This window comes from Limnobacter parvus (genome assembly GCF_024623725.1).
In the GTDB taxonomy this organism is placed as follows: Bacteria; Pseudomonadota; Gammaproteobacteria; order Burkholderiales; family Burkholderiaceae_B; genus Limnobacter; species Limnobacter parvus.
Genome location: NZ_JANKHG010000014.1, coordinates 324427 through 347074 on the forward strand (window position 1 = coordinate 324427; position 22648 = coordinate 347074).

23 protein-coding genes are annotated in these 22648 nt (G+C 52.1%); 16 read left to right on the forward strand and 7 right to left on the reverse strand.

Annotated features, from left to right (window positions below; genetic code table 11):
• Nucleotides 1-8 precede the first annotated feature (8 nt).
• The 14 genes from purD (at nt 9) to NSP04_RS03895 (ending at nt 12377) form a co-directional block, all read left to right on the forward strand.
• Nucleotides 9-1280, forward strand: a complete 1272-nt coding sequence (gene purD / locus NSP04_RS03830) for a phosphoribosylamine--glycine ligase (RefSeq protein ID WP_257511007.1) — start codon at nt 9-11, stop codon at nt 1278-1280.
• 29 nt (nt 1281-1309) lie between these two features.
• Complete coding sequence (gene hemF / locus NSP04_RS03835) at nt 1310-2221, forward strand: oxygen-dependent coproporphyrinogen oxidase (protein WP_257511008.1); 912 nt, start codon at nt 1310-1312, stop codon at nt 2219-2221.
• Between the two features lie 3 nt (nt 2222-2224).
• Nucleotides 2225-2875, forward strand: a complete 651-nt coding sequence (nadD, locus tag NSP04_RS03840) for a nicotinate-nucleotide adenylyltransferase (protein ID WP_257511009.1) — start codon at nt 2225-2227, stop codon at nt 2873-2875.
• A 42-nt stretch (nt 2876-2917) separates the two neighbouring features.
• Nucleotides 2918-3340 carry a ribosome silencing factor gene (gene rsfS / locus NSP04_RS03845; RefSeq protein ID WP_306815223.1) on the forward strand — a complete coding sequence of 141 codons (423 nt, stop codon included), beginning with the start codon at nt 2918-2920 and terminating at the stop codon, nt 3338-3340.
• 15 nt (nt 3341-3355) lie between these two features.
• Nucleotides 3356-3826, forward strand: a complete 471-nt coding sequence (gene rlmH / locus NSP04_RS03850; protein WP_257511010.1) for a 23S rRNA (pseudouridine(1915)-N(3))-methyltransferase RlmH — start codon at nt 3356-3358, stop codon at nt 3824-3826.
• Between the two features lie 18 nt (nt 3827-3844).
• Nucleotides 3845-4495: a Maf family protein gene (locus tag NSP04_RS03855; RefSeq protein ID WP_257511011.1), complete on the forward strand. Its 651-nt coding sequence runs from the start codon at nt 3845-3847 to the stop codon at nt 4493-4495.
• Nucleotides 4496-4548: 53 nt separating this feature from the next.
• On the forward strand, nt 4549-6024 hold the full coding sequence (rng, locus tag NSP04_RS03860; RefSeq protein WP_257511218.1) for a ribonuclease G: 1476 nt from the start codon (nt 4549-4551) through the stop codon (nt 6022-6024).
• 6 nt (nt 6025-6030) lie between these two features.
• Nucleotides 6031-7221, forward strand: coding sequence for an aminotransferase class I/II-fold pyridoxal phosphate-dependent enzyme (locus tag NSP04_RS03865; protein ID WP_257511012.1), 1191 nt, complete (start codon nt 6031-6033; stop codon nt 7219-7221).
• A complete protein-coding gene (locus NSP04_RS03870; RefSeq protein ID WP_257511013.1) occupies nt 7218-7973 on the forward strand; it encodes a hypothetical protein in 756 nt (251 codons plus the stop codon). The genes NSP04_RS03865 and NSP04_RS03870 overlap by 4 nt, the downstream gene beginning before the upstream one ends.
• 18 nt (nt 7974-7991) lie before the next feature.
• Nucleotides 7992-8792, forward strand: coding sequence for a methyltransferase domain-containing protein (locus NSP04_RS03875; RefSeq protein WP_257511014.1), 801 nt, complete (start codon nt 7992-7994; stop codon nt 8790-8792).
• Nucleotides 8789-9418, forward strand: a complete 630-nt coding sequence (gene bioD / locus NSP04_RS03880) for a dethiobiotin synthase (protein ID WP_257511015.1) — start codon at nt 8789-8791, stop codon at nt 9416-9418. The genes NSP04_RS03875 and bioD overlap by 4 nt, the downstream gene beginning before the upstream one ends.
• A 12-nt stretch (nt 9419-9430) precedes the next feature.
• Nucleotides 9431-10777 carry an adenosylmethionine--8-amino-7-oxononanoate transaminase gene (gene bioA / locus NSP04_RS03885; protein WP_257511016.1) on the forward strand — a complete coding sequence of 449 codons (1347 nt, stop codon included), beginning with the start codon at nt 9431-9433 and terminating at the stop codon, nt 10775-10777.
• 9 nt (nt 10778-10786) lie between these two features.
• The gene (gene bioB, locus NSP04_RS03890) at nt 10787-11782 is read left to right on the forward strand and encodes a biotin synthase BioB (RefSeq protein ID WP_257511017.1); all 996 of its coding nucleotides are present in this window, start codon (nt 10787-10789) and stop codon (nt 11780-11782) included.
• A 241-nt stretch (nt 11783-12023) separates the two neighbouring features.
• A complete protein-coding gene (locus NSP04_RS03895; RefSeq protein ID WP_257511018.1) occupies nt 12024-12377 on the forward strand; it encodes a hypothetical protein in 354 nt (117 codons plus the stop codon).
• 15 nt (nt 12378-12392) lie between these two features.
• Here the strand turns inward: NSP04_RS03895 and NSP04_RS03900 are convergent, their stop codons facing one another.
• From NSP04_RS03900 to NSP04_RS03920, 5 genes are all read right to left on the reverse strand, one after another.
• Complete coding sequence (locus tag NSP04_RS03900) at nt 12393-13172, reverse strand: class I SAM-dependent methyltransferase (protein WP_257511219.1); 780 nt, start codon at nt 13170-13172, stop codon at nt 12393-12395.
• A 9-nt stretch (nt 13173-13181) separates the two neighbouring features.
• The gene (locus NSP04_RS03905; protein ID WP_257511019.1) at nt 13182-13943 is read right to left on the reverse strand and encodes a TylF/MycF/NovP-related O-methyltransferase; all 762 of its coding nucleotides are present in this window, start codon (nt 13941-13943) and stop codon (nt 13182-13184) included.
• A 121-nt stretch (nt 13944-14064) separates the two neighbouring features.
• Entirely contained in the window at nt 14065-15132 is a 1068-nt protein-coding gene (locus tag NSP04_RS03910; protein ID WP_257511020.1) for a porin, read from the reverse strand.
• Between the two features lie 250 nt (nt 15133-15382).
• A complete protein-coding gene (locus tag NSP04_RS03915) occupies nt 15383-16249 on the reverse strand; it encodes a hypothetical protein (RefSeq protein ID WP_257511021.1) in 867 nt (288 codons plus the stop codon).
• Entirely contained in the window at nt 16249-17382 is a 1134-nt protein-coding gene (locus tag NSP04_RS03920) for a glycosyltransferase family 4 protein (RefSeq protein ID WP_257511022.1), read from the reverse strand. The genes NSP04_RS03915 and NSP04_RS03920 overlap by 1 nt, the downstream gene beginning before the upstream one ends.
• A 126-nt stretch (nt 17383-17508) precedes the next feature.
• On the opposite strand from NSP04_RS03920, the gene rfaQ reads away from it, so the two are divergent.
• Entirely contained in the window at nt 17509-18570 is a 1062-nt protein-coding gene (gene rfaQ, locus NSP04_RS03925; RefSeq protein WP_257511023.1) for a putative lipopolysaccharide heptosyltransferase III, read from the forward strand.
• A gap of 10 nt (nt 18571-18580) precedes the next feature.
• On the opposite strand, the gene NSP04_RS03930 is transcribed toward rfaQ, so the two are convergent.
• Both NSP04_RS03930 and msbA read right to left on the reverse strand, forming a co-directional pair.
• Nucleotides 18581-19522, reverse strand: coding sequence for an O-fucosyltransferase family protein (locus NSP04_RS03930; RefSeq protein ID WP_257511024.1), 942 nt, complete (start codon nt 19520-19522; stop codon nt 18581-18583).
• Between the two features lie 177 nt (nt 19523-19699).
• A complete protein-coding gene (msbA, locus tag NSP04_RS03935; RefSeq protein WP_257511025.1) occupies nt 19700-21517 on the reverse strand; it encodes a lipid A export permease/ATP-binding protein MsbA in 1818 nt (605 codons plus the stop codon).
• Between the two features lie 56 nt (nt 21518-21573).
• Here msbA and NSP04_RS03940 point away from each other — a divergent pair, with 56 nt between their 5' ends.
• Nucleotides 21574-22644 (forward strand): hypothetical protein, encoded by a 1071-nt coding sequence (locus tag NSP04_RS03940; protein WP_257511026.1) that lies wholly within the window; start codon nt 21574-21576, stop codon nt 22642-22644.
• The last annotated feature ends 4 nt before the right edge of the window (nt 22645-22648 follow it).

The window sequence follows — 22648 nt, forward strand, 5'->3', positions numbered from 1 at the left end:
CAGCGAACATGAAAATTTTGGTGATTGGATCAGGTGGCCGTGAACATGCCATGGCGTGGCGCATCTGCCAAACCCCAGGCGTAACGAAAGTGTTCGTGGCCCCTGGCAACGGCGGCACCGCCCTGGAAACCAAAATGGAAAACGTTGCCATCAGCGATCTAGGTGAGCTGGCCAACTTTGCAGAGAAAGAACAAGTGCACTTAACTGTGGTTGGGCCAGAAGCCCCACTGGCCGCTGGCGTGGTTGACCTGTTTCGCCAGCGTGGTCTGCGTATTTTTGGCCCGGCCAAGCTGGCTGCGCAACTGGAAAGCTCGAAGGATTACGCCAAAGCGTTCATGAAACGCCACAAAATTCCCACCGCTGAATATGAAACCTTCACCGATGCGGCCAAGGCCCACGATTACGTGAATGCCAAGGGTGCGCCCATCGTAATCAAGGCCGACGGTTTGGCTGCAGGCAAGGGCGTGGTTGTGGCCATGAGCCTGGACGAAGCGCACCAAGCCATCGACGACATGCTGCTGGGCAACAGCATGGGCAGCGCGGGTTCACGCGTGGTAGTTGAAGAATTTCTGGAAGGCGAGGAAGCCAGTTTTATTGTGATGGTAGACGGTGTAAACGCCTTGGCCATGGCCAGCAGCCAAGACCACAAGCGCCTGCTGGATGGCGACCAAGGTCCCAACACCGGCGGCATGGGTGCATACAGCCCCGCCCCGGTGGTAACCCCCACCATGCACGCCCGCGTAATGCGTGAAGTAATTTACCCCACCATTGCCGGCATGAAAAAAGACGGCCTGGTGTACACCGGCTTTTTGTACGCCGGGCTGATGATCGACGACAAAAACGACATCAAGGTACTTGAATTCAATTGCCGCATGGGCGACCCTGAAACACAGCCCATTATGATGCGCTTGAAAAGCGACTTCGTGAATTTGCTTGACCATGCCATTGATGGCACGCTCGACAAAGTGGAAGCCGAATGGGACCGCCGTACCGCGCTGGGTGTGGTGATTGCTGCACACAACTACCCACAAACCCCGCGCACTGGCGATGAAATTACACTACGCGGCGAAGCCAGCGACGACGCAGTTGTGTTTCATGCTGGCACGGTAGAAAAAAACGGCAAGGCTGTAACTTCTGGCGGGCGCGTGTTGTGCGCCACCGCCTTGGGCGACACCGTGCGCCAAGCCCAGGCCAAAGCCTATGAATTGATCGACACCCTTAGCTTTGATGGCATGCAGTTTCGCAGCGACATTGGTTACCGCGCCATCAATAGAAAGTGAATTGAAAATAAACAAGGATTTTTGCAAGCATGACGCCCACCGAGCTGAACCAAGTAAAGCAGTACCTTCAAGGCTTGCAAGCCAGCATTATTGAAGGCATTGGTCAGTTTGAAAGCAAAGCTTTCTTGAATGATTCATGGGAACGCCCGGAGGGTGGTGGCGGTTGCAGCCGCGTGCTGGAAGAAGGCAGCCTGCTTGAACGTGGCGGCGTGAATTTTAGCCACGTGATGGGAGACAAACTACCAGGCTCGGCTACAGCCAGCCGCCAAGGCCTGGCCGCTGCCAGTTTCGAAGCCATGGGCGTTTCACTGGTGTTTCACCCCCGCAACCCCTACGTGCCCACCGTGCACATGAATGTGCGCTTGTTCGCAGCCACTACAGTGGAAGGTGAATCAGTGTGGTGGTTCGGCGGCGGCATGGATTTGACGCCCTATTACGGCTTTGTAGAAGACGCCAAGCACTTTCACCAAAGCTGCAAAAATGCGCTTGACCCATTCGGTGCGCAATACCACCCCAAGTTCAAAAGCTGGTGCGATGAATACTTTTATTTAAAACACCGCAAAGAACCCCGTGGCGTGGGCGGTGTGTTTTTCGATGACTTTTCCGAACTGGGGTTCGAGCAAAGTTTTGCAATGACCCGCAGTGTGGGTGATGCTTTTCTGAAAGGCTACTTACCCATCGTTGAACGCCGCATAAATATGCAATACGGCGAGCGTGAGCGCGACTTTCAAGCCTACCGCCGTGGGCGTTACGTGGAATTCAATTTGGTGTTCGACCGGGGCACCCTGTTCGGCCTGCAAAGCGGCGGGCGCACCGAATCCATTTTAATGAGCATGCCCCCACAAGTGAAGTGGCGCTATGACTGGCAACCCGAGGCGGGCAGCGCCGAGGCACGCTTGTACACCGAGTTTTTGGTGGACCGCGACTGGCTATCGGTTTAAGCCATGCCCAATCGGCAAATCTGCATCATCGGCGGTACGTTCAACCCCATCCACATGGGGCATTTGCAGATGGCGCGCTCGGCCCAGGCCCAGTGCATGGCAGATGAAGTATGGTTTATGCCTGCTGGCCAGCCCTGGCAAAAGCCAAACGCCGAGCTTGCACCTACCGACATTCGTAAAAAACTCGTTGAACTGGCCATTGACGGCGTGCATTCCTGGCGCGTAGAACCCTTTGAAATTGAACATGTTGGGCCTACCTACACCGTTGATACACTGGAGAAATTTTCCGAAAAGTACCCCGACGACAAGTTTTCTTTCGTAATTGGTGCTGATCAGCTGGCCAACTTGACGAGCTGGAAGCACTGGCAAAGCCTGTTTGATTACGCTCGAATTGGCGTGGTTGACCGCACGCAGTGGGGCGACTTTAAGGTACCCGAGGCTTTAAAACGACACTTGCTGCAAGACCGCCTGTTTCGCATACCGATGCCAAGCGTGAATATCAGCTCTACCCAAATTCGCAGGCAGTTCGAGCTGCTGGCCTCGCCCAATGCGGAATTGGCCGAAACTGCACGCTTCACGCTGGAAGCCTGCCTGCCAACCGCCGTGTACAAGTACCTTACAGAGCACCCAGTTTATGGTCGCGCCCAGCCCTGAAAGTTGTTAGAATTCAGGCAATTAACAAACCTTTGGAATTGCATGGAATTGCGTAAACTGCAGCGCGTCGTGATTGACGCCCTCGAAGACATCAAGGCACAAGACATCGCCATCTTCGACACGACCCACCTAACTGGTGTTTTTGACCGAGTGGTCATTGCCTCGGCCTCCTCAAACCGCCAAACCCGCGCTTTGGCGAACAATGTTCGCGAAAAAACCAAGGAAGCTGGCGGTGAAGTTTTCAGTACCGAAGGTGAAGACACGGGCGAATGGGTTCTGGTCGACTTGGGCGATGTGGTGGTGCACCTGATGCAGCCGGCCATTCGCGAATACTACAACCTCGAAGAAATTTGGGGTGACAAGCCAGTGCGCGTTAAACTGAACCCGCACAGCTTGAGCAAACCCATGCCAGGTGTGGACTATTTCCCGCAGCAGGCCGAAGCTTACTCAAGCCAATACAATTAATCATTTGTTTCATCCTTGAAAATCCACGTCATCGCCCTGTCTCACAAAATTGAGCCGTGGGCCCAACTTGCCGTCGATCAGTTTCAAAAGCGTTTTCCGAACGACTGGAAACTGACCATCAAAGAACTGAAACCTGAAGATCGGTCTGCGCGCAAACCCGTGGACCAAATTCTCGCAAAGGAAGCCGAGCGCATTCGCGCGGCCATACCCAGCGGCGCACGCGTGGTTGCGCTGGATGAACGGGGCGAACGCCACACCAGCAAAGTCTTGGCAGAGCATCTTCAAAAATGGCACAACAGTAGCGAAACCCTGTGCCTGTTGATTGGCAGTGCCGATGGCCTGGATGAAAACCTGAAACAGCAATGCCAGGGCATGTGGCGGCTTTCCGACCTGACCCTGCCCCATGCGCTGGCGCGTGTGTTGTTGGTGGAAGCGCTGTACCGCGCATTTTCCATTACCATTGGGCATCCGTATCACCGAGAATAAATTCTCGCTCGCACACCAATGACAAAACCCCTTCGTCCTGAGCAAAGCGGCATGCCTACCCAAATTTGGCTTGCTTCCCGCAGCCCGCGCCGGCTTGAATTGCTTCAAACCCTTGGTTTACAAGTGCGCGTGTTTCTGGCACAGAACAGCCCAGAGGCCGAAGCGCTGGAAGCCCCCTTTGAAAACGAAGACCCCTTGCTGTACGTACAACGCGTCACCCAGCTGAAACTGAATGCGGCACTAGCAGCCATGCGTATGCAACAATTAAGTGGACTGGTGCTGGCTGCTGACACCACGGTGGCCCTGAACGGCACCATTCTCGGCAAACCCCAAAACGATGCGGAAGCATTTCAAATGCTGCGCAGCTTGTCCAATACCACCCACCAGGTGCACACCGCTGTGGCAGGTGCGTGGTTGAATGCCATTGGCCGCAACACAGCCAGTAAAAACACTGTACAAACTTCCCATGTGGAATTTGCAACGCTCCCGGAAACTTTCATCCATGCCTACATTGCCAGCGGCGAACCTTTCGACAAAGCGGGTGCTTACGGCATTCAAGGTATCGCGGGGCAATACGTTCGTCACATTTCAGGCAGTCATTCTGGCATCATGGGTTTACCACTGTTTGAAACCAGCGAATTGATGCGCCATATCCAAACAGCGGCCTAAGTAATAAGTAAGCTGCGACAAGAATCGATTAATACCCAAAGAAGCAACAGATGATCAACGAACAAATACTGGTGAATGTGACACCGCAGGAAACGCGCGTGGCCGTTGTTCACCATGGTGCTGTGCAAGAACTACATATCGAGCGCACGTCGACCCGCGGTATTGTGGGCAATGTGTACCTGGGCAAAGTGGTGCGTGTGCTGCCCGGCATGCAATCTGCGTTTGTCGACATTGGGCTGGAACGCGCTGCATTTTTGCATGTGGCCGACCTGTGGGAACACCGCACCTACAACCACCACCAATCGAAACAGAATGGCAACCCGCCGCCCGCCATCGAAAAAATGGTGTTTGAAGGGCAAACCATCATTGTGCAGGTGAGTAAAGACCCCTTGGGCACCAAGGGCGCGCGGCTAACCACGCAAATTAGTCTGGCAGGCCGCATGCTGGTGCACCTGCCACAAGACCCACACATTGGGGTTTCACAGCGCATTGAAAACGAAGGCGAGCGCGAAGAATTGCGCGCCAAGCTGACCCGTTTGCTGCCTGAAAACACCGGTGGCTTTATTATTCGCACCCACGCCGAAGAAGCGAACGATGACGAACTGACTGCCGATGTGAATTACCTGCGCACTCGCTGGCGCGAGATGCTGGAGCTGACCCGCAGCAAACCGGCCCCCAGCCTGATTTATGAAGACCTGACCATGGCGCAACGCGTGGTACGCGATTTGGTCAGCACAGAAACGCAAGCGATTTTAATCGACTCCAAAGAGACCTTAAAAAACCTGCTGACCTTTGCTGAAACCTACGCACACGAAACCAAAGACCGTTTGCAACTGCACCAAGGCGAACGCCCGCTGTTCGAGCTTTACAACATTGAAGACGAGCTTCAGAAAGCCTTGGGCCGTCGGGTTGATTTGAAATCGGGTGGTTACGTGATTATTGATCAAACCGAGGCGCTGACCACCATCGATGTAAACACTGGCGGCTACATCGGTGCGCGCAATTTTGAGGAAACAATATTCAAAACCAACCTGGAGGCTGCGCACAGCATTGCCCGCCAACTGCGCCTGCGCAACCTGGGTGGAATCATTGTGATCGACTTCATCGACATGAGCACCGAAGAACACAAGAAAGCTGTGCTGGCTGAACTGCAAAAGGCCCTGGACCGTGACCGTGCCCGCACCAGCGTTACCGAATTTTCCGCGCTTGGCTTGGTAGAAATGACCCGCAAGCGCACACGCGAAAGCCTTGCGCATTTGTTGTGTGAACCTTGCCCAAGTTGCCAAGGCAAAGGGCAGGTAAAAACTGCACAAACCGTGGCCTATGAAATAATGCGGGAAATTGTGCGGGAAAGCCGCCAGTTCAACCCCAAAGAATTCCGCATTCTAGCCAGCCCAGCCGTGATCGACCTGTTTCTGGAAGAAGAAGCACAGCACTTGGGGATGCTGGAAGAATTCGTGGGCAAGCCAATTACCCTGCAAGTCGATAATTTGTTTGTGCAAGAACACTACGACATTATTTTGACCTGAACAGCCATGTACCTTAGCGATGCCAGCCAACAGCGCCTTGATCTTCTGGCCGAACAAAGCCTGAAGCGGGTGTTGTTGCCCTGCCCTTTGGACCAACGCCAATTCGACTTTTCCAGCAACGATTATTTGTGCTTAAGCCAGCGCAGCGACATTGTTGAAGCAGGCCATGCCTGTGCAAAACAATATGGCGCAGGGGCCACAGGTTCGCGTTTGTTGTCGGGCAACCTGGACTGTTTTGAAGCACTGGAAGCACAAGTTGCACAATTTAAAAATGCACAAGCCGCATTGGTATTTTCAAGCGGCTACCAAGCCAACGCCAGCGGACTGGCCGCACTATTGGACAAAAGCCTGTGGAGTGGCGTGGTTGGTGGCACTGAGCCCCTGGTGTTCACCGACCGTTTGAACCACGCCAGCCTGCACCACGCTTGCCAACTGGCGGGGGTGAAGCAAATTCGATTTCGTCACAACGACATGGCGCACTTGGCTGAATTGCTGAGTAAACATATTGAATCCAGACAGCCAAAAATCATTGCCACAGAAACCGTATTCGGCATGGAAGGCGATTTGCTGCCGATTGAACTACTGGCTGAAACTGCCCTTCAACACCAAGCAGTGGTGTACCTGGACGAAGCCCACGCCACCGGTGTGTGGGGCCCCCAAGGTAGAGGCTTGGGCGCAATACAACACCCGGCAATCGATGCACTGAAAGCATTGGGGCACTGGGTGGTCATGGGCACCTTCAGCAAAGCGGTGGGCGTTAGCGGAGCCTACATTGCGTGCAGTGAAATATTCAAACAGTACTTGGTGAACCGCTGTACGGGCTTTGTGTATTCCACCGCGCCCTCGCCTTTTGTGATCGGTGCAGTGGCCAAAGCTTTGGAAATTATTCCGGACTTGAATACCGAGCGTGCTGCCCTGCACACTGCCGCCGAACAACTGCGCGCGCAAGTGCATGAACTGGGGTTCGATACAGGCCTATCAAACACCCACATTGTGCCGCTGGTGGTGGGCAGCAACACCGCCTGCCTTGAACTGAAAAGCCACTTGCAGCAAGCAGGCATTCGTACATCGGCCGTGCGGCCACCCACTGTGCCGCCCAATGCGGCGCGAGTTCGCTTGGCACTGAACACGGGCCACAGCGCGAAAGTGTATGCACAATTGCTGCAAGCCTTGGCCAATTGGAAAGTAGCCGCATGAAACAGCCTGAAATTACTCAAGTGCTGCTAATGGCCCACGGCTGGGGTTACAACCACCGGTTTTTTGATGCTTTTCTGAACACCCTGCCCTTGCAACTGCGAAACACAACGCTGTTTGTTTGCCTTGAAGCAGGCTATTTTCCCGACCAAGGCAAGGCTGGCCTGATGATTCAAACCGAAGGCAAATGGCTTCACCACCCTGCTGAAGCACTGCACAGCTTGGTACTTGCCCATGCCGAGGTGCCCTGGCTGGGTTTGGGGCATTCGCTGGGGTTGTCGAAGTTATTGGACTTTTCGGTGCGCTGGCACAGCCTGTTCAGCTTGCACGGATTCACACACTTCACTAGCAGTCCAGATCAACCTGAAGGCACATCACCCCGTGTTCTGGCCCGAATGATCCAGAAAGCAGAACAGAACATGGCCGAGGTACTTGCCGATTTCCACTTGCGCTGCGGGCACAGCGCGCCTTGGGCAAAGCTTGATGAACCCACCTTGCTTGCAGACTTGCGCAGCCTGCAAACCATGAATACGGCGATGGCACTTCAAAAAGCCCTTGAACATGGCGCAGATTTTCATGGCTGGGCCAGCGAAGCGGACCACATTGTGCCGCTGCAACTGGCGCAAGCCTGCTTCAGCACGGCGCTGGGCAATCAAAGCCGCGCCTTGTACCAGCTGCAGTCAAACCACGCCGAGTTTGCAAGTGCCCCTGCGCGTTATACTGACACCTTGTTGCCTTTGCTAAGCCAGCACTAACACCCACACTGCTTTCAAATGACTGAACCCGTTGTGCCGCGTAAATCGAACATTGCATGGACCGCATCGAAACGATTTTCCGATGCTGCGCGCGATTACGACCACCATGCCCGCGTACAAAAGCATTCAGCCCAGCACCTGTGCCAATGGCTTGAGCAAATGTTACCTGCCCCTTTCGAACCCAAGGCTTGCGTGGATGTAGGCAGCGGAACCGGATTTTTGTCTGAGTACTTGTTGAACAAATTTCCGAAAAGCGCAGTTCATGCCGTGGATTTGGCGCAAGGTATGCTGACTGAACTCAAGCGCAAATACCCCACAGAGCGTTTGCACACCCATTTAATCAATGGCGAGGAACTGGCAGTTGAACACCTGTGGATTCCGAATCATTCCCTGTTAATTTCCGGCATGTGCGCCCAGTGGTTCAGCAACCTTGAAGAAGCCATTCGCAGATGGCTTTCGGTGTCCAACACCGTGGCGTTCAGCGTGCTGCTGGATGGTTCGTTTCAGGCGTGGGAAACCGCGCACGAAGACACCGACCAAAAAAGCGGTTTGCGCCAATTGCCCAGCCACGAAGATTTGCAAGACATCATGCACACGCTGGTGGCCGAGGGCATTGCCGCCAACACCGCCCACCACACCAAAGATTTTCTGGACCACCACCCTGATGGTCTTTCATTTGCGCGCAGCCTGCGTGCAATCGGTGCAGACCAGCCCCGCGTAAACCACACCCCAGTGAATTTGCGCAAAGTACTTTCAGCGCTGGGTGAAGGTTGCACCATGAACTACCACATCGGTTTTTACTACCTGGAACGGCCGTGAAACACGTGTTTATTACGGGAACCGACACCGGCATTGGAAAAACAATCACCAGTGCCTGGCTGTGCAAACACTGGCAGGCCGATTACTGGAAGCCGGTGCAAAGCGGGCTTGACGGCGGCACAGACAGCCAACAGGTTGCGTACCTGAGCGGCGCATTGGTTCACCCGGAAACCCATTGTTTAAGCAAGCCCTTGTCGCCGCACCAAGCCGCTGACATCGATGGCATTAAAATTCAGCTCAGCGATTTTGCGTTGCCACAGGCCCAGCGCTTGGTGGTGGAAGGCGCTGGCGGCTGCATGGTGCCGCTGAACTGGCGTGACACCATGCTCGACCTGATGAAACACTTGGGCAGTTGCGCCCTGCTGGTGGCCCGCAGCGGCCTTGGTACCATTAACCACACTTGCTTGTCGCTACAGGCGTTGAAAGCCGCTGGCGTGCCTGTGTTGGGCGTGGTGATGGTCGGCGAACAAGGCCGGTTGAGCAATGCCGCCAACCGCGAAGCCATTGAACATTTTGGCGAGGTGCCTGTATTGGCTGAACTGCCTTTGTTCAGTGACACAAGCCCGAAAGCGCTAGCCGAGTTCAGCATGCCAGAACGCATGGTACGTGCACTTGAAAGCCTGTAACGCAGCACTGTGATGAAACAACTTACCCACACCGAACTGCTAGAACTGGACGCCCAATATTGCTGGCATCCGTTCACACAAATGCAAACAGCCGCACCGCCCCTTGCCGTGGTGCGCGGAGAAAATGAATTTTTGTTTGATGCACTGGGCAACAAATATTTCGACGCTGTTTCAAGCTGGTGGGTGAACATTCATGGGCACAGCAACCCGGTCATTGCGCAGGCCATTGCCAAGCAAGCCACCGAACTTGAACATGTGATGTTTGCCGGTGTTACCCACCCAACCGCCGCGCTGCTGGCTGAAAAGCTGATTCAGCACGCACCTGCCCCCATGGCCAAGGTGTTCTACTCCGACAACGGGTCGACTGCCATTGAAGTGGCCCTGAAAATGGCTTTTCAGTATTGGCAGAACAAAGGGGCAAGCGATAAAAAACGAATTGTTGCGTTAGAAGGCGGCTACCACGGCGACACCTTCGGGGCCATGGCAACAGGCAAGTCCAGCGGCTTTTATGACCCGTTTGCCTCGTGGCTGTTTTCAGTTGATTTCATTCCCACCGGGGGGTGTGCCTGCACCGAAGACGACGCCCTGGCCGCGCTAGACCAGCTGTTGGCGCACAGTGCCAGTGAAATTGCAGCCCTGGTGATTGAGCCGCTGATTCAGGGCGCCCGCGGCATGCGCTTCATGCGCCCAGCCCATGTGGCGGAATTGTGCAAGCGCTGTGAAGCCGCAGGCGTGCTGGTGATATTCGATGAAGTGTTCACAGGCTTTGGCCGCACCGGCACCCTGTTTGCCGCCGAGCAGGTGGCCCAATTTGGCGGGCAAGCCGACATCATTTGTATTTCCAAGGGCCTGACCGGCGGCTTCATGCCCATGGCAGCCACCCTGACCAGCCAGCCTGTGTTCGATGCGTTCTTGAGTGATCAAGTAAGCCACGCCCTGCTGCACGGCCATTCCTACACCGCCAACCCACTGGGTTGCGCAGCCGCCCTGGCCAGCCTGGCTTTATTTGATGAAGAAAGCACCTGGGCAAATATTCAGCGCATTGAAGCCACCCACCAACGCTGGCTACCCACCCTAGCGTGCCACCCCCGGATTGAAAACCCGCGGGTATGCGGCACCGTGGCGGCCTTTGAGCTAAAATCCAGTCACAGTCAGTATGGTTCTAGCGCAAGCCAATGGATACGCCAAACGTTTCTTGAACTGGGCATTGTGGTTCGCCCCCTGGGCAACACCGTGTATTGGGTGCCACCCTATTGCACCGCGCCCGAAACACTTGAAAACGCCTACCAAACACTGATGCATGTATTACAACGCTGGGGCAGCATGAATGCACCCAGCCCCGGAAGCGAATTGTTCTGAAGGAAGCACATGGAAAGCCAAATTACCTGGGTTGAAAACAAAAAAGCAGCCCCACCCGCCGACAACACGCAACGCTGGAGCATCGAGGCCATTGAAGCCCTGTTCGCCTTGCCGTTCAACGATCTGCTGTTCAAAGCCCAACAAGTGCACCGCGAACACTTCGATGCCAACACCGTGCAGCTTTCAACCTTGCTGTCGATTAAAACTGGCGGCTGCCCTGAAGATTGCGGCTACTGCCCGCAATCTGCCAAGTACAACACTGGCGTTGAAGCTGAAAAACTGATGCCCATTGATGAAGTATTGAAAGCCGCCCAAGCCGCCAAAGACAAAGGCGCAACTCGCTTTTGCATGGGTGCCGCCTGGCGCAGCCCGAAAGACCACCAGGTTGAAGCCGTGGGTGAAATGGTTGCCGCGGTAAAAGCCATGGGCCTAGAAACCTGCGTAACCCTGGGCATGTTGAAAGAAAGCCAAGCCAAGCAGTTGCAAGAAGCTGGGCTGGACTACTACAACCACAACCTGGACACCTCGCCCGACTTTTACGGCGATATTATTAGCACCCGCACCTACCAAGACCGTTTGGACACACTAGAACATGTTCGCGACGCCGGCGTCAAAGTGTGCTGCGGCGGTATTGTGGGCTTGGGTGAAACCGTAAGCCAACGGGCAGGCTTGATCGCCCAGCTGGCCAACATGGCCGAGCCACCAGAAAGTGTGCCTATTAACAATTTGGTGAAGGTAGAAGGCACGCCACTTGCCGAAAACGAAGAAATTGACCCACTCGATTTCGTGCGCACCATCGCAGTTGCGCGAATCACCATGCCCCGAAGTTTTGTGCGTTTGTCCGCAGGCCGTGAAGACATGAACGAGAGCACGCAAGCGCTTTGTTTCCTTGCGGGTGCCAACTCCATTTTCTACGGCGAAAAACTGTTGGTAACAGACAACCCGGAACTGGAACGAGACACCAAGCTGTTTGAAAAACTGGGTTTAAAGCGACTTCAGAATTAAGCCCTGAAACCTATTGTTTTTAATCAAAAAATTGCTTTAAACGGTCATTGGAAACATAAGAATAACTGATTCAAATCAACAGTTTAAAGGGGATATTTACCCCTTGCTTGTGCTTTGTACAGTCCGGGTTTACGCGCATAATTAAGACCTTACATGCGGAACAGCTCAAAATGCTTGAATTGACGCTGTTGAAGGGACCAATAACATGAAAAATATACTGCTCTGCATATGCATTGCCCTAATGCCAGCATTGGCAAGCGCCCAGGCTGGCGGCGTTACCCTGACACTTGACAGCCAAAGTCCCTTAAGCAAATGGGGCCGTTGGACCAGCGCTGAAAACGGCGGCCTAGGGTATGGATTCAAGCTTGGTCAAGACCGCAGCCGTGCGCCCGCAAGCGCCCAATGGGGCACCGGCGACTGGGTGTTCAAGTTAAGTCGTGATGCAGACAGCAAACGCCCCGATTTGTTTTTCGGTTTGAAAGTGTCAGAGAACCAACTGCAAACCACCTCGCTGGGTTGCATGAGCGACAGCGGAAGTGCCACACGTTACAGCAGCACACTGTGCGGTGTTCAACTGGACATGAACCTGCAATAAACCAGCATATTCGTTCTATTTCTCGGCACGAACCACGATGGTTCGGCCGAGCAGCATTTTCAATGAATTAACCTTCTCAACAAACTCCTCATTCGAGGAATCAATTGTTTTGTATTTTTTTCGCTCTTTGCCAGAAGCAAAATAGGTGGCCAACGCGATCAAAGGCCAAAAGACAATCAACTTGGGTATCGCCGAACGCTGTGCCTTGTCGAAATCGACCTTGATATTCTTGAATCCACATTCAGCCAAAGCATGCGCAAGATAGAAATAAGACACCGGTGTAATGTGCCCCACTGTTGAAAAGCGCTCCGCACGCCCCACAGGCAACGGACCAAACAAATTCCAAAAACCGTATTTAAAAAAGCGCAAGCGTGACTGCAGGTTCAAAATATTTGGCGTACTGATCACAACAAGCCCGCCTGGCTTTAAGACCCGAGCAATTTCTTTGATCAGTCGGTGATAATTCTCCAGGTGCTCGACCACTTCTGTACAGGTTACCAAATCAAATAAATTGTCACCATAAGGCAAAGAATCTTCATTCAAGTTTGCGACTTGAACAGATTGATCTTTCAATTCCATCAAAGAATCAATGTAATCGCAGGCATAAGTTTGCGCAGAAGGGGCTTTTTCGCGGACCAACGCAATTAAGGCACCGGAACCAGAACCAATATCGAGGCTTGTTGAAACCACCGGGTCATTTTCGAAGGCCAGCGTCGCGGCCTTGGTCAATATTTTGTCGGTACTTAAAGTTGCTGAATTCATAGAATAATAATTGGATTTAAAATTTTTGAGAATTAAATAAGCTTACTGTTTTCTAAAAAAAGCACTTCCTGATTTGTCAGGCATTAGAACGATGTATACGCCATGTTCCGCACAAAACTCGTCAATGGCTTGCTTGGAACCAGGCCAATAATGGCTGGAATAATCGTGCAAAAAGAAAATTCCTCCCTTGGGCATTCTTGGATAGAAAAACGCCAAACCAGCTTTCATCGGTTCATACAAATCACAATCCAGACTAACTGCGGAATAAGTTCTTTCGGCATGTTCAGGCTGTAAACTTTCCGGAAAATAGCCTTGAACAATGTGGCTACAGTCCACGTGGCCAACAATGCTCCTTACCAATTCAACACTGGTATTCTGGAATGCACCTTCAACATGCTTTTGGTCAACACCTTTCAAATCGTTGGCGTTAAAACCTTCGAATGTATCAAACAAAAATACCTGTCGGCCTTGTTGTTTTGCGTAATGCGCCAGCACCGCTGCGGTGTTGCCCCGCCACACGCCCAGCTCTGCAAAATCACCTTGCACCCCCTGTTCCTCAAGCTGCTTCAAGTTCAGCATTAAACTCCAGAGTCGAGAAATATCGCCCCCGTTGTTCTTTTGATTTTCAGCGGTGAATTTCTGCGAAAGTTGCTCGAATTCCGAGTGTTGGTCGAAATGAACTTTCGAGTCAGGCTGATATTGAATGAATATATTTCGGTAATTGCTAAAGCCAAACTTGATGAATGCAAACTGAATTTGACGCAGAATTTTTTGAATTCGACTGCGTAGGGTTTTCTTTGGCATGAATAATAAGACTAATAAAAGATGGTAGGCAGGTTGAAGAATAACTTGCCGAAATAGAAAAAGCCACCCGAAGGTGGCTTTCTCAAACTTTTCATTCAAACCAGGCTAGCCTGGCGCTGAATTAGAAGTTGTGACGGATACCAGCGATGATGGCGTCACGTTCGTTTTGCGCAACTGTGCTGTTGGCTTCCAAACGGTCAAACATCACGTAGGTCATTGTGCGCTTGCTGAAGTCGTATGTGTAGCCCACTTGGAACTGATCACGTTCAACTTGTTGACCAGCGATTGCTGACAAAGGTGCGTCATCACGTGTGAAGTAGTTACCGATGATGCTTGAATTGGCAGTCAATTTGTACTTGGCAGACAAACCGAGTTCAGTTTCGTCGTCAAACTGAGCTTGCTGGTATGTGTTTTGAGCCAAAGTACCGCCAACACGCAGGTTGCCGAACTGGTAACCAGCTACAAACTGGATACGATCTTCAAAAGCGCCTGCTTCTGCAGCTTGAACTGTGTAGTCGTCACGCTCGTAACCACCACCGATGTCCAAACCACCAATTTTTGTGGTTGCAGCGATAGAGAAGTTACGTACACCTTGCTCGCCATTGATCGAAGCGTTTGGTGCAGCGCCTGGGCCTTGCAGCGACAAACGTGAATCAATTTGAACTGTGCCAACATTGATGCTGTGACCAAAGGCGTTGGAAACGCGCTGGTTACCACGCAATGTATCGGCGCGGCTTGATGCGAATTGAGCAGTACCACCATCGTGGTTGATGTGGTTAATGCCCTTGAAAATCTGATTGTACAGAGGAGCAGAAATTGCGCCGTCCAGACGACCTACAGAGAACTTACCGAAGGTTGGGGTGTCAAGACCTACATATGCATTGCGGGCGGTGGCTGAAGCTGTACCAGCTGCGCCGTTAACAGCAAAATCGCCGTCGTCAGAATCGAAACCCTGTTCGTAACCAAAAATGGCCTTCAAACCGCCACCCAGATCTTCTACACCGCGGATACCGAAGCGTGAAGAAACACCTTCAACGTCAAAGCGCGATGCGCCGCCGTTAACGATGTCGTTGCTTTGGGAAACAACTGAAGTGTGCACACGGCCGTACAAAGTTACATTTGATGAATCAGCAAATACTGGAGCGGCAAATGCCAGGCCCAGAGCAGCAGCTACTAGCTTCTTGTTCATATTTCACCCTTATTAGTGTTGGTTGAATCTTTGCCGCCATTTCTAGCGGCACGAGAGACAATGTACACGTGGACCCTAGGGGCAACCAACCAAATCATGGTGTGAGAATCGGTAAAGGGCTTTTTTTGTCGCTGACGTGCAACAGGTAAAATCGATTGCCCACATGGTTTTGGACTATCGGAAAGCCGTTAAAAAAGTCCGCAGAGCCCCTAAAAGCCTTGTGATTCAAAAAACTAGGCAAACAGAAACATCAAATTGCAGATGGCGGCGCTACCCCTGCTTGGGCGCCGATCTCACTGTTACTTTTACCCAACAAAATACGATCTTGCCGACCCATTTCCTGGCAAATCCGGGTTACCACTTCAGAGTTTGAAATCACTCGATCCGCGTAAGCAATCAAGCCCATTGCCTGCGCATAGTCCACTTGAAGCCAGTCTGGATGTTTTTGCACCAGTTGCCGCGCCAACAGGCGGTCGCCATTTGTAATCACAGCGACTAAAACACTGGCTTGTTGATTTGGAAACGGAATGGTTTGCACATCAAGCTGTGTGTTTGCTGAAAATTCAAGATCACCTTCGGCCGCATTGTACAAAACCAAAACCTTGAGATGAGCAGGGTTTATCTTGCGGTGATATTGAGTGGCAAAGGCTAGCGCCTGTGGGCCAGCTTCCAACAAAGGGCGCTCAGCTGCCAGAAACACAGACAACTCACGTTCGATAAACCGACCACCTACACCCAACATGCGTTGAACATGCTTAAACTGCGTGTGTTCGATTTTTTGGTAGTTGCTTGATTGACTGGTCGACCCACCCGACAACAAAGACACGCCAAAGCATTCATTCAGTTGCAGCCCGCGCAGCTTTTTAAATTGAGCACGTTTTTCCAGAAAGTATGAAAGCCGGGACTGGGCAGAACGGCGTGGCTCCAAAGCGCGCAGCGGAATGTAAACTGCCACGCGGTCGTCCATTTCAAAAAGAAAAAGGCTGCTTCGAGGACCAAACAACACCCAGCCTGCGCCCGGGCGTTCCGCTTGCAGTTCGTTTAATACCGCACGTGCGGCCAACGCGCTTTCGAGCCCCGCCCCAAACCACAAGCCAACTCGCTGAGTACCCGCCATCACGAACGGCCCAGGCGTGGTGTTTGAATGGTGCCTACCAAACCATCGATATTGCTTTGCTTGCCAAACTTGGCGACTACGGTTTGGCGACCACGGTCAGCCATGTTCCGCGCTTTTTGTGGCTCTGCCAAAGTATCGCTTAAAGCTTTTACCCAGGCGTCGCAGGCACCTGGCGCATAGGGTGCAGGGCATACGAACCCGGTTACACCGCTTTGCACTGTTTCAGGCAAACCGCCCACATTGCTGACGATGACGGGTACGCCAAGGCCCAATGCCTCGATCTGCCGCATGCCAAGGGGCTCGTAGCTGGAAGGCATCACCAGCACATCGGCACGCCTGATTAACGGCGCCACTGGATTCACCAGCCCAGGCAACACCACATGCTTGGTCAAACCCAAACGGTGTACTTCTGTTTCAATGGTTTGGCGGGTTTCTCCTTCACCTGCAGCCATGTAAAGCAAATTTGGAAATCGGGGCAGCAGTGCCTTCACCACTTGCAACATAAAACTGTGACCATTCTCAACGCGGAACGAGGCGACATGCGCAACAACAGGACGTTGTTGCAAGTCGTTCAACTGGCAGTCCAAATCATCGGGCAATTCAAGCGCGGCCAAAGCCACAATATTTTCGAAGTCAACAACCGGGTAAAGCACACCAATTTTGTCGGGCAGCACCGCTTTGGTTTGAACCAACTGGTCTTTCAGTGCTTGGCTGGCAACAAAGCATTGATCAAATAGATTGTTGTAAGTAAATGCTGTTGCTTGGTTGGCCAGTCCATCGTGCATTCTAATCAATGTAGGGCGCGGCTTGAGCAAACCCATTTTTGCCAAGGCATGCACGCTGATTGAACATAAATTTGCATCCTTGTTGCTGTGGCACACAATTGCCACAGGCTTGTGCTGTCGAAGCAAAGCGGCGAATCGCAGCATGCTGGGCGGATGCAAGGCGTTTCGAAACTCCACAAACTCCACTTTCAACCCCAGTTGGTAAGCATCTTGAGAAATTCGGCTACCCGGCCTGCACAAAATGTAGGGCGTGTATCCTTTGGCCTTCAAACCCACGGCCTGATCCAGCAACTGCCGCTTTTGACCGCCGGTATGTCTGGAACTTTCAGAGAAGAAAATACTGGTCATTTGTGGTGATGGGCTAAATTGGTAAGCTTGGACCGTCTATATTCACGCCCAATAGGTCGCAGTTTAATGTGTACCTGCGCGCACATGGGCGTGAATTCACTCTAAACCACAACTGGCTGGAACACCTTGAAAAAAATTCTGGTGATCAAACTGAGGCACCACGGCGATGTGCTGTTGACCACAGCGCTTTACCAAGCGCTGTATGACCAATTCCCTGGAGTGCAGGTGGACACCCTGATTTACAAGGAAACGACGCCCCTGTTACAGAACAATCCACACCTGAACCGGGTGCTGTGCATTGACCGGAAACTGAAAGGCTTCGCTCGCCTGAAAGCCGAGCTTGGTTTGGTGTTTCAGGTTCGAAACACCAAGTACGACGCAGTGGTACATTTAACTGACCAGTGGGTTGGTGCGCTGCTGGCCGGTTTTTCAAAAGCACCTGTGCGTGTACAAATGGCTTACGCAAAGCGCGACAAGCCGCTGTGGCATGCCTGTTTCAACCACAGAATTGCACCCCCGCCCCGTGGGCAAGCGCACGCAGTGGAATTAAACCTGCTGTGCCTTCAAGCCCTTGGCGTGAACCCTCACAGTGTTCGTGGCGAAATGGTGTTGCGCCCCAGCCCGGAAAACCTTGAATTGGCTGACCGCCTGCTGAACGAGCATGGCGTGAATGGCCCGTTCGTACTAATACACCCAGCCGCCCGCTGGCCGTTTAAATGCTGGGAAGACGAGAAGTTTGCGGACGTTGTCGTACACTTGTTAAACAAGGGTTTGCATGTGGTTTTAACCTGCAGCCCCGACCCGGTTGAAGTGGCCATGACTGCGGAAATTGAACACCTTGCGCGGGCCAAGTTTGGCGATGATGGCTCCAGCAAGCTGGTGAATGTGGGCGGGAAAATGAGTCTGCCCTTGCTGGCAGCCTTTTTGAGGCTAAGCAAATTTTATGTAGGCGTTGATTCAGCCCCCATGCACATGGCGGCTGCGTTGAATGTGCCTCAGGTGGCCTTGTTTGGGCCTTCTTGGGTACAGGAATGGCGACCTTGGTCTGACAGGGCCACCGTAATTTATGCGGGCGATTTTGGACCGCTTCCCCACCCCGACAGCATTGACACCGATAACACCACGCGTTTGCTGAAGGCCATTCCTACAGACGTGGTGATCCAGGCCGTCGACCGTTTGCAATCATGACGAACTGAATTCAAGCGCTGGGTTTTATCCAGCTTAAATCCGCTGTGCGAGCCAAATCCACACCAGACCAGCCATCGTCCAACATTTCCACGTGGCCCCCGTTTCTGGATGCGTCGATTCTCCAAACCTTAAAACGCTTGCCATACAAATCCAGGCGAGCGAATTTCGGCTCTGCAGACGTACAACCCGGAACAGGAACTATCGCAGTAGTCGGCTTTCCCAACACATTGGCAGCCCAGTGCGAGTAACCTGAAAACGGTGTGGCCAACAGGGTTGGACAGCATGCCAAGGCGAACAAATCAGCGACAGGATTGACTCGAGACGCATGATCCGTGCCTTTGTATTTGTACGGCGACTGTAAATCGAGTTGAAATACATCGAACTCGTCAAACAGCCTTGCCAATGTATTTGCACTGCCATTGTGAGCCAGAAAGAAAATTGCGTTTGGTTGGATCTCGCGCGCTTTGTGCATGGCTTCGTAATACCACCACACGGGTACTGCCGGGTACTGGGTGTTGATGCTATAAACCGCATCCTCAACCAGCTGGTAATCACCCTGCCGCACATGCACGCCAATCACTGGGCGATGGCTGTGTTTTTCAAACGCGCTGACAATGCCATCTACAACAAACGTGGCGGCCTTAACGCGCGCAGCAACCTCAAGATAAACTTGATCCAGATACTCTGAAGGGCCATCCAGTGACCGACAAATAACATTTTCTTTGGACAGTTCGCGAAATTCCGAGAGCGAGCAATCCCGCAAACGCCTTGCACCCAGTTTATGCCATGGTTTTATTTTGGCCTGCCGAGTGCCTTCGACGCTGAAAGAGTCCAGCTCACTCCAATCCAGTATTATTTCGTGACCATATTGCTTCTGAATGGCGAAAGCCAAAGGCAAAGCCTCGAGGCGGTTGGAAATTCCTACAAATTCGTCAATGTAGACTTTGGGCATAATTATTTGTTCAGGAATAAAGCAATAGTGGCTATATCAACACGTGTCATTTTCACCAACTTTTGTGGCTGTTCAAGGACGTAAGTTGCTTGTATAAAATAATTAATAAGCTGCAGGCATTAAATAAGTTATGCGCTGGCAGCGAACGGGATTCTGTATAAATACGTCAAATCAATATTACTTGGAGTTTTCAGTATTTTGGTTTTGAATCGAATGAAGATAATGATATTTACCTTGTTTGGTCAACAACTCAGGGTGGGTACCCTGTTCAATCAATTGGCCTTGGTCCAGCACAATGATGAAATCGGCTGTGGTTAGGGTCGACAAGCGGTGGGCAATCACCAAGGTGGTTCGCCCATGGCGCAGGCGTTCCATGTCTTCCTGAACTTCACGTTCAGCTTCGGAATCGAGGGCGGATGTGGCTTCATCCAGTATCAGGATAGGCGCGTTTTTCAGGAATGCCCGGGCAATTGAAATTCGCTGGCGCTGCCCACCAGAAAGCCGCAAGCCGTTGTCGCCCAGCATGGTATCCAATCCATGCTCAAGCTTTTCAATAAAGGGCAAAGCATTGGCCATGCGGGCGGCTTCCAGAATAGCAGCATCGCTGGCGCCACGCATTTCACCGTAGGCAATGTTGTTGCGTACGCTGTCGTTCAGCAAATGACTTTCCTGAGTAACCACTGCAATTTGCCTGCGTAGGCACTGCAAGTCCCATTGCTTTAAATCAACACTGTCCAGCTTTACAGTGCCATCTGTGGGGTCCAGAAATCGGGGCAGCAAATTAATCAGGGTTGATTTGCCGCCGCCTGAAACGCCAACAATACCCACAGTTTGCCCGGGCTTCACCCACAAATTGATGTTGTTCAGGGTGGCCACTTCTGCGCCAGGAAAAGTCAGGCTTACGTTGTTGAATTCAATGTAGCCCAAGGCGCGGTCGGTTTTGTGGGTACCGCTGGAATTTTCGATCGGGCGGTCGACCACACGAAACACATTGTCGGCAGCAGCGAGGCCCTTTTGCAACTGCTGATTAATATTGGTAAGGCGTTTCACTGGGGCGAGCAGCATCATCATCGCGGTCATGAACGATGCAAAATCGCCAGCCGTCATGCTGTCGCTTTCAGCCAGAATTCCGGCGAAGTACACCACGGCAGCCACAGCCGCAGCGAGAATCCACTGCACAATTGCCGAGTTGGCCGCGCTGGTGGCGACCAGTTTCACCCGCGACTTCATGATTTCATCGGCGCTTTTCATGAAGCGCTCGGTTTCAACTTGTTGTGCACCGTAAATCTTGATGATTTTCTGGGCACCGATCACTTCTGAAATACTTTGAACCAAATCAGCATGCGAAGTTTGCGCACTGTGCGCGAAACGGTTCAAGCGCTTGGCCGCCACCGACACGCCAATAGCGATCAGCGGCAATATGGCAAAACAGATCAGGGTGAGTTGCCAGTTGGTGTACAGCAGTATGGCCATCAAGCCGATGACGATGGCGCCATCTCGTATCAACACCGTGATGATGTTGAAACCCGCCTCAGTGACGGCATCCACGTTCGTGGACACTGTAGAAATAATTTTGCCTGCGGGCTGTTCAACAAAATAAGAATTCGGGAAACGCAAAATACCGGAAAGCATGTCAAAGCGCAGGTCATGGACCACCAAGCCAGCAAGCTTGGCACTGCAATATTCGTTGATGTAAGTGGCCAGCCCCCGCACCAAGAACAACACAATAATTATTACGGGGAGCCATTTGGCCATCTCCGTGCGCTCACCCGAGAAGTTCTCGTCAATCAGCGGTTTCATCAAACTGGCGAACAAAGGCTCGGTAACTGCCGCAAACACCAAGGCAACCAGCGAGGTGGCAAAAAGGGGCCAATACCGCAAGCTGTAAGAAAGCAGGCGTTTGTACAGGCCTTTGGCGGTGTAATCAGTAATTTCTGGCATGCAGCTTGAACAGGGCTTGAATGCTCGAAGTTTACACGGGAATGGATAAAGCATGAGTTCTCAGCCAATGTGAATGAACCTTCACTCGGCCAGTGGGTACTCAATGGTTAATGTTTCTTTTTGAGTACGCCACTTTGCCTTCCTCACCCATTCGCCCGCATTCGTCCTCTGAAAGCATTTTGCCCAGTCGGCAAGGCCCGGAAAAAGCAAAACCTATGCTGAGTGCGCTTGAAGAAGCCGCGGCAACACTTGCAGACACATTGCCAACGCGAGCAGTGCCGAATTCACAGAACGTTGCCAAACCATTGAGTCGACAATCCAGTGCCAATTCTTTGCAGGGCAGGTATACACAATTGCTGAATTCTTCTGATCTTGATGATAATGAAGTATCCGGCTCGGATGATTTCGAAATTGTTAGTGATGATGAAGATGACTTTGTGGAGCTGACTGCACAACAGAAACAGACCGCTTATTCTGAATGCCAGATGAGCGGGTCTGCGCTTGTACAGAGCAGGTTTGAAGAAAACGGATTTCCCGAACTATTGACCAAGCTTGGCGACATGCGAAATGAGTTGGCTAACATACACCAAGACCCAAAAAAAGCGGATTTCGGAATACACCGGGAGCCTGACACCGGCATAAGGCGGAATCACTCCAGCACCGAGGTGAACGACCACAACTATCCCGAGCACATGGTGGCTTTAACCCAATTCTTGAAAGGGAAAATTGGCGAATTGACTGGCGAAGAAAGTACGCTGGCTAATTTTTCGCACCACTATACGACTGAAACTGGTGACGACATAACAACAACAGAAATGATTGTGTTGTCGAGAAACGTTGCTTTGGACAGAATTCCTTTCAGACTGGGCCACACCAACGCGACACACTTTAAAACGCTTGAAGCAGAAGCTTCTAAATTTTTCAACCAAACGGTAGACCGCTTCAATGTAGGCGACACTCCTGGTGCGGTTAGCGCACTTTCAAAATTTGTGTATGTGTTTGCCCATGCAATGCCTTTTTACAGAGGAAGTGCAATGGTGGGCGAAATTTTTACCCACGGTATTCTGGAAAAAATCGGGATAAGCAAAAACTTCCAGGATTTGAAGGGGCTGGACTTCTTGGCGTTTACCAACACACAAGAAAGTTTTGAAGCAGCGTTCAAGGCAAAGCTGGCACTCTAAGTTG

Coding starts and splice junctions, on each gene's coding strand:
- purD (WP_257511007.1), top strand. CDS start 9: ATGAAAATTTTGGTGATTGGATCAGGTGGCCGTGAACATGCCATGGCG.
- hemF (WP_257511008.1), top strand. CDS start 1,310: ATGACGCCCACCGAGCTGAACCAAGTAAAGCAGTACCTTCAAGGCTTG.
- nadD (WP_257511009.1), top strand. CDS start 2,225: ATGCCCAATCGGCAAATCTGCATCATCGGCGGTACGTTCAACCCCATC.
- rsfS (WP_306815223.1), top strand. CDS start 2,918: ATGGAATTGCGTAAACTGCAGCGCGTCGTGATTGACGCCCTCGAAGAC.
- NSP04_RS03855 (WP_257511011.1), top strand. CDS start 3,845: ATGACAAAACCCCTTCGTCCTGAGCAAAGCGGCATGCCTACCCAAATT.
- NSP04_RS03865 (WP_257511012.1), top strand. CDS start 6,031: ATGTACCTTAGCGATGCCAGCCAACAGCGCCTTGATCTTCTGGCCGAA.
- NSP04_RS03870 (WP_257511013.1), top strand. CDS start 7,218: ATGAAACAGCCTGAAATTACTCAAGTGCTGCTAATGGCCCACGGCTGG.
- NSP04_RS03875 (WP_257511014.1), top strand. CDS start 7,992: ATGACTGAACCCGTTGTGCCGCGTAAATCGAACATTGCATGGACCGCA.
- bioA (WP_257511016.1), top strand. CDS start 9,431: ATGAAACAACTTACCCACACCGAACTGCTAGAACTGGACGCCCAATAT.
- bioB (WP_257511017.1), top strand. CDS start 10,787: ATGGAAAGCCAAATTACCTGGGTTGAAAACAAAAAAGCAGCCCCACCC.
- NSP04_RS03895 (WP_257511018.1), top strand. CDS start 12,024: ATGCCAGCATTGGCAAGCGCCCAGGCTGGCGGCGTTACCCTGACACTT.
- NSP04_RS03905 (WP_257511019.1), bottom strand. CDS start 13,943: ATGCCAAAGAAAACCCTACGCAGTCGAATTCAAAAAATTCTGCGTCAA.
- NSP04_RS03910 (WP_257511020.1), bottom strand. CDS start 15,132: ATGAACAAGAAGCTAGTAGCTGCTGCTCTGGGCCTGGCATTTGCCGCT.
- NSP04_RS03915 (WP_257511021.1), bottom strand. CDS start 16,249: ATGGCGGGTACTCAGCGAGTTGGCTTGTGGTTTGGGGCGGGGCTCGAA.
- NSP04_RS03920 (WP_257511022.1), bottom strand. CDS start 17,382: ATGACCAGTATTTTCTTCTCTGAAAGTTCCAGACATACCGGCGGTCAA.
- NSP04_RS03930 (WP_257511024.1), bottom strand. CDS start 19,522: ATGCCCAAAGTCTACATTGACGAATTTGTAGGAATTTCCAACCGCCTC.
- msbA (WP_257511025.1), bottom strand. CDS start 21,517: ATGCTTTATCCATTCCCGTGTAAACTTCGAGCATTCAAGCCCTGTTCA.
- NSP04_RS03940 (WP_257511026.1), top strand. CDS start 21,574: ATGTTTCTTTTTGAGTACGCCACTTTGCCTTCCTCACCCATTCGCCCG.